Source organism: Salmonella sp. GDC200615, assembly GCF_050574145.1.
In the GTDB taxonomy this organism is placed as follows: Bacteria; Pseudomonadota; Gammaproteobacteria; order Enterobacterales; family Enterobacteriaceae; genus Salmonella; species Salmonella enterica.
Genome location: NZ_CP192247.1, coordinates 1,797,608 through 1,809,756, shown reverse-complemented (window position 1 = coordinate 1,809,756; position 12,149 = coordinate 1,797,608). Strand labels below are relative to the sequence as shown.

The following is a 12,149-nucleotide window of genomic DNA, read 5'->3' as shown; positions in this document are numbered from 1 at the left end:
CCTTACAGGTGAAAATCACCCTGATACAGTTTGATATCCAGCGTGGTAGTCATTTGCTGATAACGCATTAACACCCGCGTAAACAGGAGTCCAGTCAGCATTGCCAGAGATCGATAGCCGTTCGGCAGGCTGCAATAACCAAAACGCAGCGTTTGCGAGCGACGAATTGCCGCCGCCTCATCCAGAAGAATAAAGAGAAAGCGCCACGTTAACAGGATTTGCTCGGTAAGCAGGCGTGGAATATGCGCGCGCTTAAGCAAGCTAATTAACTGCGGAAACGGTAGGTTCATCACCAGCCACAACGTCGCGGACAGCGCCGTCAGGCTACGCCAGAACGTTTCATTCGCCGTAACCACGCCCGCACGGGTAATCCCGATCCAGTACGGCCCAACAGATATGCCAGCCAGCAGCATTTGCGGCTCGCGGCTGATGCTGAAGATAATCGTTATCACGCCGACCAACAAAAATCCAAAAGGTATCGCCATCCATCGACACCAGCGCCAGAGGGATATGCGCAATAGCCAACAGCTCAATCCGGCAATGATCAGCAGCTCAATGCCCTGCCCTACAGGCGGCAGAACAAACGCCAGTATTATCATCGCCAGCCACAGCAAAAACTTGCGCTGCGGCGCAACGTGTGCCCAGCGGCTTTGATAGCTGAGTCGATCAAGCCCGGTCATCACGGCGTTGTTTACCTTTGCAATACCCCAGGATATAAAAAATCACCGCCGCGCCAAGAGAGCCCTGAAGGGTAAACAGCAGGCTTTCAATTTCACCGCTGGCAGGTTCATATAACGGCTGAAACCAGGGTTTATACTGCGGCTCAATAGCCTGAATCTGGCTTTCCGCTTCGCCGTCTGAACCGCCATATTCACCGCCATGGTTAATAAAAAACGGCAGAATCACCAACGCCACCACCATCGCTAACAACATCAACGTTTTTTTCATTTTAATGTCCTTGTACGGTAATCACTTGCCGTTTGGTTAACTGGTCATAAATCATGACGGTTAATAAACCTTCAGCAATAGCGACAGGAATCTGTGTGAGGCAGAAAATCCCCATAAACTTCACAACAGACCCTGTCGCTCCGGCATGGGGATCTGGAAACGCAACGCCAAGCTGGACTGAAGTCACAAAATAGGTCGCCAAATCCGCCAGCATCGCGCACAGAAAAACGGCGACATCGCGGCGCAGTCCGGCACGGCAGGCCATTTTCCACACCAGATAACCGACAACCGGGCCAATCACCGCCATCGACATTCCATTTGCGCCAAGCGTCGTCAGGCCGCCATGCGCCAGCAATAGCGCCTGAAACAACAGCACAACCGCGCCGAGAATCGCCACCACCCCAGGCCCGAACAAGATAACCGCCAGACCAACGCCGGTCGGATGTGAACAACTCCCCGTTACCGACGGAATTTTGAGCGCGGACAGGACAAAAATAAACGCGCCGCACAGCGCCAGCAGTACCTTCTGATGATTATCCTCCTGCACAATACGCCGTAAGCGTACCAGCCCATACCACAAGCAGGGTAAAAACAGTAACCACCAGGCCAGCGCCCACACTGGCGGTAAAAAGCCCTCCATGATATGCATCGCAAACGCCTGTTGCGGGACAACCATCAGCAATAGCGCTGCAGCCAGTCCACTGAAAGACAACTGTCTAAGCTGCTGTTCAAGTTTCATTCTGCATACTCCCACTGTTTATTGACCAGAATGGTCGAAAAATAGGGCAACGCTCGATCATCGTTGACCTCGTGGAGATGGCGCCAGCACTGCTCGCCGAGCAGCGTGGCCTCGGACATCATTAAGGCGCATTCCAGCAGGCCAGCCTGCGCCAGCAACGCTTTAATACGGGCGAATCGGCCATACACTTTCATCAACACCAGGCTATCATGCTGTTGTAGCGCCTGGGCTATTTCCGCCTCCGGCGCGGTACAAGAAATAACCGCCAGCGATTGCCGTTCTATGGCGAGCGGCATTTTCGCGCGGGCGGCTATCGCGGCGAAGGACGTGACGCCGGGGACAATCTCCAGCCACTCCGGGCAGCCGATTCTCTGGAGTAAAAAAATCTAGGTACTGAATAGCATCGCATCGCCCAGGGTAATAAAACCGACCTGTTTACCCGCTTCCACCTCTGTGGTAAGCGCGGCGGCAACCTCGTTCCAGACCGCTTCTTTCTCGGCGCCGTCAGCGCTCATAGGGAAATGGCAACAACGTACTTCCGTCTGCTCGCCGAGATAGTCGCGCACAATCGACAGCGCCAGGCTATCGCCCCCCTTACGACCGGCGGGCGCATACAGAATGTCCAGCGAGCCAAGAATCCGCGCTGCGCGGACGGTTATCAGGTCGGGCGCGCCTGGCCCGGTACTTAATGCGTATAATTTACCGTTCATGCCGCCTCCTCTACCGTCATGTTCAGCGCCTGGCGCAAATGCGCGACAAACATCGCCCGGATAGCCGGGTTTTCTCCCAGCCCGCTCAGCCACGGCGTCGCCGGAATGCCCGCCGCGTTAAAGCACATTTTCCATGAGTCGCCGTCGTCTGAAGCCATATCATTAATGGCGTGATCGCCCGCCACCAGCATTAATGGCATCAAATGTACGCCGGTGACGCCTTCGTCACGCAGGCTGTCGATCAGGATGTCGACCTCCGGGTAGCTTTCTACGGCGCCGACGCGCGCCGGAAAGCGCTGCGCGGTCATCATATGATCGAGACAGGCATAAGCTGCGAATGCGTGATGGCTGGCGCCGTGGCCCATAAAAACGACTTTCTCCGTTTGTCTGAGCGATGGCATCTGTTGTCGCAACGCCTGCATTAGCTGCACATAATCGTTATGGCTGCTCAGCAACGGCACGCCCAGCGTCAGGCGAGTGAATAACGGACGCAAGAGTTGTACTTCACGGACAATTTTTTCATATTCGTCGCCGTTAATAATGTGCAACGACTGAATCGCCACGTCCTGATATCCCTGTGCGGCAAGCTTTTGCAAAGCCTGTAATGGCGTATCGATGTCGATACCGTCACGCTGGCGAAGCTTGCGAATGATCATTCCGGAAGTGAAGGCGCGAAACAGGTCGCGATCGGGACAGGACGCCGCCAGATCACGTTCGCACGCCACAATGTTTTTTTCACAGGTGTCGTGATAGCTGGTGCCAAAACTGACCACCAGAAGCGCTTTTTTCATTTTTACTCCTTAGCTGCGGCCAGCCAGCGCGATAAACGCTGCGCAAAGGCGGCCTGGCTTTCCAGTAACTCATCACCCGTCACAAGCGGCGTCGGGCGCGCAATAACGATGCAGGGAATGCCCGCATCCAGACAGGGCTGAACTTTTTCCTGATATCCCCCCTCCGCGCCGGATGCTTTGGTAATGACTACGTCGGCCCGGCACTGGTGGTAAAACGCGGCGTTAAAATCAGCGCTGAACGGCCCACACAGTGCGAAAATTTCTCCAACGCCGAACCCCAGTTCGCTGCAGCGTTGAATCACCTCCGCCACGGGCAGTACGCGCGCCAGCAACGTTTTTTCCGCCAGCCCGGCACGCCAGACGGCCAGATCTTTACTGCCGGTCGTCAGTAACACGCGCGGACCAAAACGCCTCGCTATCTCGCAGGCATCGGCAATACTGCGCGCCGTATAGAGAAGCGGATGCGTCAGATTGCTAAGCTGCTCCGGACGCTGATAACGACTTAACAACACGCCCGCCGTTTCACAGGCGCGAAGGAGGTTATGGCTGACCATTTCTGCATAAGGATGCGATGCATCTATTACCCAGCGAGTACGGTTTTCTTTTAGCCAGGCGACCATCTGCCCGTACTCCAGACGACCACAGCGCACCTGTCCTTTAATGTCGCCAGCCAGCGCTTTTCCGGCTGGCGTCGCCACGGATAAGGTGTACGCGACGTTCGCCGCATCCAGTTGTCGGCATAACGCGCGCGCATCGCTGGTGCCGCCCACCACCAGCACCTCCCCCTCATTCACAACGTGTAACCTCGCGGCGTTATCATCAGCCCATCCTGAACATAGGTCGTTTTATTACCAACGATGACCAGACTGGTCATATCTACCGGTTCAAAATCCATATCGCCGAGCGTAGTCAGCCATTTTTCCTCTTTCTTACGTCCGGCGGATTTCACCACGCCAACCGGCGTTTGCGCGCTTTTACTGGCGGCAAGCAGGTCAAACGCGCGCGCCAGATGCCCTTCGCGCCCGCGGCTGCGCGGGTTGTAAAAACAGATAACAAAGTCTGCCTCTCCGGCGGCAACAATACGTTTTTCAATAACCGGCCACGGGGTCAGCAGGTCGCTGAGGCTGATATGACAGAAGTCATGCATCAACGGCGCGCCCAGTAAAGAGGCGGCGGCGATGCTGGCGGTCATGCCAGGAATGAGCCGCACCTCGACGTCCAGTTTTTGCTTGCCGACCAGTTCCAGCACCAGACCCGCCATGCCGTAAATTCCCGCATCCCCGCTGCTGATGAGCGCTACGTTATGCCCAGCCTGCGCCAGTTCAATAGCCGCCTGGCAGCGTTCAATTTCCTTACACATGCCGGTCTTGATCACCTGCTTATCGCCGGTGAATGCTTTAACCAGATGGGTATAGGTTTTGTAGCCCACGACGATTTCCGCCGCCTGTAACGCCTCAATCGCTTCCATGGTCATCATTGACTGTGAGCCAGGGCCAATTCCGATTACGCTTAACATCAGTGTGAAACTCCCAAAGTAATAGTGACGCCCTGTTCTCGCAGGGTCTCGCCTAACAATTGTCCCTGGCTTAATAACCACGCTGCCGGGCCGGATACGCTGCCAACGCCCACCGTTTTTCTGACGAAGCCAGAACCGGGAAAATGGTGTTCGAATTCACGCAACGCTTCGGCGGTAAAGGTTTTAAAAGGCACGCGGCAGCAGGAGGCGAGCTGAATAAGCCCCGGCTCCCCTTTTTTGAGCGTGACGCTGCCAATCGCTTTTAACGCCAGCGGATCGAGTTTCTGCGCTTCAAGCTGACGCGCCAGTAATGTCGCTAACAGGGGAAATGGCGTATCGCGGCGACAGCCAATTCCCGCCACCACACGCTGGGGCACCAGTTTCCAGTGCAGTACGGGAAGCTCAGGGAGGTCATTACGCAAAGAGACGCAGATAAGCGCATCCAGCTCAGGCAACCGCTGCAAATCATCAACAGGGATAAAACCGCGAATATCGCACTGGCCGATCTCTTCCGTTAGTTCGGCATCCCACCATAACCCCACACGTTGATGACTGACCAACATCTGGTTAACGGTTTTTACCGCCGTGCGAAGATCGGACATGCGGGCGTTAAGCTGGAAAGCTAAGGTGTCCAACGCGGACATCTCATTGACATCCGTTGCCGTGGTAATCACCGGATCGGCGCCTAACATTCCTGCCAGGTAGCGCGTCAAGGCATTGGCCCCGCCCGCATGACCGGAAAGCAGGCTAATGACATGCTGACCTCGTTCATCAATGACGACCACCGCCGGATCGCTGAACTTGTCGTTCACTAACGGCGCCAGGACACGAACGGCAATGCCGGTCGCGCCGATAAAAATAAGCGCGGTATAAGTGGTAAAAGCCTGCCGGGCGGTATTAGCGAATCCGCCATCGAAGGGAATAAATCCCTCTTCCCGCAGTTTTTCACTGGTAAAGCAGGTTAACGGCAGCATCGCGGAGAGTCTCTTTGCCAGCGCCACGCCGCCGGGCGTCAGGCAAAACAACGCAATGGATTCAGGCTTTACGGTATTCATGGCTAAAGTCCGCTGCATAAAGTCTTGAGTAGTGATACTCCTTACCCAGAAAATTCCCGACCAGAATCAGCGCCGTCTTACGGATGCCAGCATCACGTACTTTGTCGCTAATATCCGCTAACGTGCCGCGAACGGTCTGGCTTTCCGGCCAGGTAGCCTTATAGATGACCGCGACAGGCGTAGCTGCCGGATAACCGCCGGCAATGAGACGTTCCGCCACTCGGTGAATACGCTGAACGGAGAGATAAATCGCCATCGACGTCTGGTGACTGGCGAACGCCTCCAGTTGCTCGCGCGCCGGTACTGGCGTACGCCCTTCCAGACGGGTAATAATGAGACTCTGCGATACCTCCGGTACGGTATATTCCACACCCAGCTCCGCCGCAGCGCCGAGAAACGCGCTGACGCCAGGCACTACCTGCCAGTCGATACCACGGCGGGTTAACTCTTCGCCTTGCTCACGTACGGAGCCGTACAGCGAGACATCGCCCGTTTGCAAACGCACCACCGTTTTTCCCGCTTTCACGCCCGCCGCCATCAGCTCGATAATCTGCTCAAGATGCAGTTCGGCGCTGTCGTAGCGTTCTGCCTGAGCGGGGCAGTAATCCAGCAGTTCGGTATTGATCAGCGAACCGGCATAGATAACTACCTGCGCCTGTTGCAGCAGGCGGTAGCCTTTAAGCGTGATTAGCTCGCGATCGCCCGGCCCGGCGCCGACGAACCATACACAGCGTGGATCAAATGTCTCTGACATGGTTTTCTTCCTTCTGACAGGCGATAACAAAAACAGGATTGTTCGGTTTGAAATAGTGCCCCGCCCCCAGCGGCGTTAACGATGAAAGCTGAAGCTGTACACAGTCCATTCGACATGCGCCGATGTGCGCAAGATGCGCCAGCGCGCTATGAAGGTTTTCCTGCAAGATAAAGGTCATCACCAGACGGCCACCGGGATGCAGATGGCCCATCGCCCAGTCAATCAGCGCCGTCAGATGTCCGCCGCTGCCGCCCATAAACACCGCATCGGCTTTCCCGGTTATGGTCATTGGCGCTTCGCCGGGGAGAATATCGATATTGCCGCAGGCAAAGCGCTTACGATTCTCATCAAGCAGCCGTAGCGCGGCAGGATTACGCTCGATAGCCGTCACCTGCAACGAAGGAAATTGCAGCGCCGCTTCAATTGAGACGCTTCCCGTTCCCGCCCCGACGTCAATCAGGTGACTGGCGCGGTGGAGCTCAAGTTTCGACAGCGCCAGCGCCCGTACCGCCTCTTTGGTCATTGGCACGTTCTCGCCGCGCAGAAAAAGCTCATCTTTCATCCAGGATCACCACTGTATTCATTTCATAGTCGGCGTTGACCGCACTGACGGGTAGCCAGTGGATCCGCTCATTTTCCATCGCCAGATTTTCACCAATCACCATTAAGCGATGCCCTTTGCCCCGCGCGACCAGTTCCCGCGCGATTTCTCGCGGCCCGCAGCGGGCATCCGTGACCATCGCCACTTTGCGATGGCTCGCCAACTGATCGAAGCTGACGCAACGACCGTGGCTACTGGTCAACCACATGTCATTCATATCAATTCCAGCCTGCGCGCACAGATACTGTACGGCGCTGATGCCAGGGATAATGCGAACCTGTTCGATACCAAAATGCGCCACCAGGCGTGTACCGATGCCATAAAACAGCGGATCGCCGGGGGCCAGCACCACGATCCCTTTATCCCAGCGGGCGGCAATCCAGGACAACAACGCGCCAATATCCGCGCCCAGCGTAAATCGTTCGCCGCCAAACGCCGGAAACTGCGCCAAATGCCGTTTACCGCCTGCCAGCGCATCGGCGTGGTCTATCGCTTCCAGCGCCGCAGGGGTCATCAAATGCCGTCCGGCGGGCCCCATTCCCACGACCGTTAGCATTGCAGCTCCTTAGCAATCTCGTCGACGGGACGATTACTGCCGAGAATATGGTTATCAAAAGAAAACAGGATGGCGTCGCAGACAGGCGGCGTTTTGGTAAAACGCAGCATCTGCATGACTCGCAAACAAATACGCCTGGCAAGATGGTTATAGATATGCCCGAAGCCATATGCTTCAATGTGCTCCATTGCCGCTTCAGTGGTATCGCAATCGCCGACCAAGGTGAGTAACTCCAGCGGCGCGCCCAGTAAAGCTAAATGCGCGACCAGCGTTTCCATGCGCGCATCGGCAATATGGCTATGGGTATGAAAGATCCCGGCGGCGATTTTGATCAGTTTTCCAGGATGCCCCACCAGCACTATCTGGCAAAATCCCAGCCGTACCGCCTCTTCAATCATGTAGCCGACAAAATTGCTCATGGTGACGACTGCCTGTGTGTCGACGCCCATTTGTTCGCGAACAAACCGTTCGCCGTGGTTGCCCGGCACGAGTATCACCCGCGTTAATCCTGACGCCCGTTTGATCTCCAGTTCCAGCGATAGTGAGCGTTTCCAGCTTTCTTCCGACATCGGCGTCACAATGCCGGTAGTGCCAATAATGGAAATGCCGCCAAGGATGCCAAGCCGCGAGTTATACGTTTTTTGCGCCCGCACTTCGCCTTCCGGGGCAAAAATCTCCACATCGGCCCCACGCGCCGGGCCTATCGCTTCGCGCACCGCTGACTCAATGGTATGGCGCGGCGTACGATTGATGGCGGCGCTCCCGAGCGGCAGTCCAATCCCTTTACGCGTTACCGTACCAATACCTTCGCCGCCAGTGAGCGTAATCTCACCGCTGTCGTTGAGCGTAACGCGGGCAAAAATCAGCATTCCGTGCGTGGCATCCACGTCATCGCCGCCATCTTTACGAATTGCGGCTATCGCCTGCTGGCCTTCAATGTGCGGCGACTCCACGTTCAGGCATAGCGTGACGCCCGACGGCGTGACGATGGAGACCTGATGAATCAGATGTTGACGTAATACCATCAGCGCGGCGACTTTTGCCGCCGCCGTCGCGCAGGAACCGGTGGTATATCCTTTACGTAACGCTTTACCGTGGTGCCAGACCGGCGCGTCAAAAGAAAGCTCGCTCATCAGGCCTCCCGGAGATGATAGAGCAGCGCATTGACGATAGCGGCAGCCACGTTACTGCCGCCTTTACGCCCTAACGCGGCAACCGCGGGGAAATGGCTATGGGTGAGTGCCTCTTTGGACTCCGCCGCGCCGACAAAGCCTACCGGTACGCCCACCACGCCGCTCACCGTCACGTTATGTTCAAGCAAACGGAACAGGGCCGTCGGCGCATTACCGAAAACAAAGAGCTTGTTTTTCTCCTCCTCGGCGATAGCGATATCGACGGCGGCCATTGAACGGGTAATCCCCTGCGTTTGTGCGGCGCGCACCACGCGCGGATCGCTGATATAACAGCGACACTCGCCGCCAAACGTCGCCAGTAATCTTTTATTAATGCCGGACAGCGCCATCGTGGTATCGGTATAAATAATGCACGGATGGCGTAACGCATCACAAAGCTGCTCCAGCGCATCGGCAGAGAACCACAAAATGTCCAGCCAGTCGAAATCGGCGGTGGTATGAATAACCCGCTTGATAATGACCTCATGGAGCGGACTGGCGAAACGGTAATCAGGACGCGTTTCGCGAATAATGTCGCTAATAATGGTGAAACTGTTGGCCTCAATGGTTTGGGGCTGCTGGATATAATGCATACTGTCGTCCTCAGGCCACGCCAGATAACCCGCACCGCGCCGCAATAAACAGCGCCAGCGCCAGGGTTGAAGCGACCCACATCAATCGAATCGTTCGGGAAATATCGTCCACGGAAATATCGCGCTGCGCGTCGCCTATCCAGGGCTTGTCCACACGCTCGCCAAAGTAGTTATTTGGGCCGCCGAGCTGGATACCTAAGGCGCCGGCCACACACGCTTCCGACCAGGCGCAATTTGGGCTACTGTGGTTATAACGGTCACGCCAGCCAATACGCAGCGCACGCCAACCACTCAGGCGACACAGTCCTGCAGCAATGCCCAGCAACAGCCAGCTCAGTCGGGCAGGAAGATAGTTCGCTACGTCGTCCATACGGGCGCTGACCATACCAATCGCCCGGTATTTTTCATGTTTGTAGCCCACCATTGAATCCAGGGTATTGACGGCTTTGTAGGCCATCGCCAGCGGCGCGCCGCCGAGAAAGAGGAAAAAGAGCGGCGCGATAATGCCGTCAACGGTGTTTTCTGCAACCGTTTCCACCACGCCGCGATTGATCTGCGCTGGCTGAAGTTGCGACGTATCGCGCCCGACGATCCAGGAGAGTTTTATTCGGCTTTCCGCAAGGTCGTTCTCCCGCAACGGTCGTTCAACCTCCTGCGCGGCGCGGGCCAGAGAGCGTCCGGCCAGCGTGGTAAAGATCATCCAGACTTCGACGCTCCAGCCAAACCAAGGGTGAATCCGCTGCGCCAGCGCCAGTACGCCCCATTCCACGCCCCAGGTCGCCCCGACAACCACAACCCACATTACGCCGCCGCCAATCCGCATCGCTTTATCGCCGGGACAATAGCGACGCACAATACGCTGCACAAACGTAATTAATCGGCCTATCCAGCGTACCGGATGGGGCCAGTGTTGAGGGTCGCCGATGATAAAATCCAGCACCCAGGCGATACACCAGGCAAGGATCGTCATAATACGCGCCTCGCCGCCGCCAGCCAGTGCTGCAACATTTCCGGACGCTGGGCGAAATGGACGTGCAGATAGCTGGCAAACGTGTTGCCTGCCTGCCAGCCGCCAGTCCATTCCTGTAACACGCGGCCATCGCGAACCTTACGACAGGCCATAACGGCGGGTGTTTCGGGGATAAAATCTGAGTAGTGAAATTCATGGCCGCGCACTATCTCGCCAGGCGCCGCCAATAGCGTTGGCTGCATAGCCTGCGCCTCACAGTAGCCAAAGCGGGTAAGTCGCTTACCCATTTTGCTGTGACCGGGGATAATATTCGCCATCTGATGAATTTCCCCACCGCTATCCTCCAGAGTGCTCCCCAGATACATCAGACCGCCACACTCCGCGTAAATCGCCACGCCGCGCTGATGCGCCGCCCGCAAATGTTTTAACATCGCCGTATTTGCCGCCAGATCCGCGGCGTATAATTCAGGATATCCACCGCCCAGCCAGATCATCTGACAATCAGGCAATGCGCGGTCATGCAGTGGGCTAAAACGCACAATGTTAACGCCGGCACGCTCCAGAAAATCGATGTTATCGGGATAATAAAAGTTAAAGGCCTCATCATCCGCCAGAGCAAGCGTCAGCCCTGCCCCCGCTGTGTTATCGGGGCGCTCAGGCCACATTCCCGTCGGAAGCGCTGATAACACGCTCAGCGAGAGTAGCGCATCCACATCCACTGTTTGTTCCAGCGAGGCGGCAAAATCATGCCATGATTGCTGATTGACGAGGGATTCTCTGGCGGTAATCAACCCCAGGTGGCGCTCAGGTAATGCGACGCCGTCGCAAGGAGGAACATACCCCAGTACCGGCAGTGAGCAATAATGTTCAATGGCATTTTTGAGGAGCTGATAGTGGGCGTCGCTAGTGACGCGATTCACAATCACGCCCGCGAGGTTGAGGGTCGGGTCGAAGTGCTGAAATCCCATAACGGTAGCCGCAAGCGACGTTGAAACAGCCTTGCCGTCCACCAGTAGGATGACCGGGCAACCAAGCTGTTTGGCCATCGCGGCTGTGCTGCAGTAATTGGGGTCGACGCCATAGCCGTCATACAGCCCCATGACGCCTTCAATGACAGCGATATCCGCCTGCCGCATTTGTTCGCAAAATAAGGCGTTGAGAACAGGAGGAGGAAGCATGAAACTGTCAAGATTACGGGACGCCACGCCACAGATAGCGGTATGCCAGCCGGTATCAAGGTAATCTGGCCCAACTTTAAACGGCTGTACGCGCAGCGCGCGTTTTTGCAGCAGCCTCAACAAACCAAGCGTCACCGTGGTTTTGCCGCAACCGCTTCCTGTGCCTGCAAGAATAAATGCGTGATGCCTTGCCGCCATTACCCTGATCCTGTTCAGGGTGGTAGGGGTATACAGGTACGCGCATGTTCAGTCTTTCGACTGTACGCGTCTTCGCAACCCACTTCCCACCGAAGTTGTTGGTTATCACCGACAGGCAGGTCTTCTGGCTTAGCGTCCTCCTCGCCCGTCCTTCCCAATCTTGCGATCAGTGGTCTTTACGGGGTCGTCAGCATCACAGCAGCGGGGGCTGCGGGGGATTTTCACCCCCTTCCCTACCACAAATGTGGCAAACCTGTTGGTTTACGTTATGGCTGTACGGCACACCCATAACGGCAATTAATAATGTGCTACGTTTTACATTTCTGTGAGCAATAGCCTGAGCGGTTGCTCATCTGACGTTAATCTAC

General features: G+C 56.2%; 14 protein-coding genes, 1 pseudogene and 1 riboswitch. All 15 genes and pseudogenes read right to left on the bottom strand.

Features of this window, described 5'->3' with window-relative positions:
• Nucleotides 1-2 precede the first annotated feature (2 nt).
• Nucleotides 3-680 (bottom strand): energy-coupling factor ABC transporter transmembrane protein, encoded by a 678-nt coding sequence (locus ACQ29O_RS08405; protein WP_000147122.1) that lies wholly within the window; start codon nt 678-680, stop codon nt 3-5.
• Nucleotides 667-948, bottom strand: coding sequence for an energy-coupling factor ABC transporter substrate-binding protein (locus tag ACQ29O_RS08400; RefSeq protein WP_000753215.1), 282 nt, complete (start codon nt 946-948; stop codon nt 667-669). The genes ACQ29O_RS08405 and ACQ29O_RS08400 overlap by 14 nt, the downstream gene beginning before the upstream one ends.
• A gap of 1 nt (nt 949) precedes the next feature.
• The gene (gene cbiM, locus ACQ29O_RS08395) at nt 950-1,687 is read right to left on the bottom strand and encodes a cobalt ECF transporter S component CbiM (protein WP_000764336.1); all 738 of its coding nucleotides are present in this window, start codon (nt 1,685-1,687) and stop codon (nt 950-952) included.
• Nucleotides 1,684-2,397, bottom strand: a pseudogene (locus ACQ29O_RS08390) (cobalt-factor II C(20)-methyltransferase). Before ACQ29O_RS08390 ends, cbiM begins: the two are co-directional and overlap by 4 nt.
• Complete coding sequence (gene cbiK / locus ACQ29O_RS08385) at nt 2,394-3,188, bottom strand: sirohydrochlorin cobaltochelatase (protein ID WP_001746863.1); 795 nt, start codon at nt 3,186-3,188, stop codon at nt 2,394-2,396. Before cbiK ends, ACQ29O_RS08390 begins: the two are co-directional and overlap by 4 nt.
• A gap of 2 nt (nt 3,189-3,190) precedes the next feature.
• Entirely contained in the window at nt 3,191-3,982 is a 792-nt protein-coding gene (locus tag ACQ29O_RS08380) for a cobalt-precorrin-6A reductase (protein ID WP_001001983.1), read from the bottom strand.
• Entirely contained in the window at nt 3,979-4,704 is a 726-nt protein-coding gene (locus ACQ29O_RS08375) for a precorrin-3B C(17)-methyltransferase (RefSeq protein ID WP_000953647.1), read from the bottom strand. The genes ACQ29O_RS08380 and ACQ29O_RS08375 overlap by 4 nt, the downstream gene beginning before the upstream one ends.
• Nucleotides 4,704-5,759, bottom strand: a complete 1,056-nt coding sequence (gene cbiG / locus ACQ29O_RS08370) for a cobalt-precorrin 5A hydrolase (protein ID WP_001098928.1) — start codon at nt 5,757-5,759, stop codon at nt 4,704-4,706. The genes ACQ29O_RS08375 and cbiG overlap by 1 nt, the downstream gene beginning before the upstream one ends.
• A complete protein-coding gene (locus ACQ29O_RS08365) occupies nt 5,740-6,513 on the bottom strand; it encodes a cobalt-precorrin-4 methyltransferase (RefSeq protein WP_000004867.1) in 774 nt (257 codons plus the stop codon). The genes cbiG and ACQ29O_RS08365 overlap by 20 nt, the downstream gene beginning before the upstream one ends.
• The gene (locus ACQ29O_RS08360; protein WP_000650983.1) at nt 6,497-7,075 is read right to left on the bottom strand and encodes a decarboxylating cobalt-precorrin-6B (C(15))-methyltransferase; all 579 of its coding nucleotides are present in this window, start codon (nt 7,073-7,075) and stop codon (nt 6,497-6,499) included. The genes ACQ29O_RS08365 and ACQ29O_RS08360 overlap by 17 nt, the downstream gene beginning before the upstream one ends.
• Nucleotides 7,065-7,670: a cobalt-precorrin-7 (C(5))-methyltransferase gene (locus tag ACQ29O_RS08355; protein ID WP_000958836.1), complete on the bottom strand. Its 606-nt coding sequence runs from the start codon at nt 7,668-7,670 to the stop codon at nt 7,065-7,067. The genes ACQ29O_RS08360 and ACQ29O_RS08355 overlap by 11 nt, the downstream gene beginning before the upstream one ends.
• Complete coding sequence (cbiD, locus tag ACQ29O_RS08350; protein WP_001292910.1) at nt 7,664-8,803, bottom strand: cobalt-precorrin-5B (C(1))-methyltransferase CbiD; 1,140 nt, start codon at nt 8,801-8,803, stop codon at nt 7,664-7,666. Before cbiD ends, ACQ29O_RS08355 begins: the two co-directional genes overlap by 7 nt.
• Nucleotides 8,803-9,435, bottom strand: coding sequence for a cobalt-precorrin-8 methylmutase (locus ACQ29O_RS08345; RefSeq protein WP_020936925.1), 633 nt, complete (start codon nt 9,433-9,435; stop codon nt 8,803-8,805). The genes cbiD and ACQ29O_RS08345 overlap by 1 nt, the downstream gene beginning before the upstream one ends.
• A 10-nt stretch (nt 9,436-9,445) precedes the next feature.
• Nucleotides 9,446-10,405 (bottom strand): adenosylcobinamide-phosphate synthase CbiB, encoded by a 960-nt coding sequence (cbiB, locus tag ACQ29O_RS08340; protein WP_020936924.1) that lies wholly within the window; start codon nt 10,403-10,405, stop codon nt 9,446-9,448.
• Nucleotides 10,402-11,781: a cobyrinate a,c-diamide synthase gene (locus ACQ29O_RS08335; protein WP_000741251.1), complete on the bottom strand. Its 1,380-nt coding sequence runs from the start codon at nt 11,779-11,781 to the stop codon at nt 10,402-10,404. The genes cbiB and ACQ29O_RS08335 overlap by 4 nt, the downstream gene beginning before the upstream one ends.
• A gap of 97 nt (nt 11,782-11,878) precedes the next feature.
• Nucleotides 11,879-12,053, bottom strand: a riboswitch (cobalamin riboswitch).
• Nucleotides 12,054-12,149: the final 96 nt, after the last annotated feature.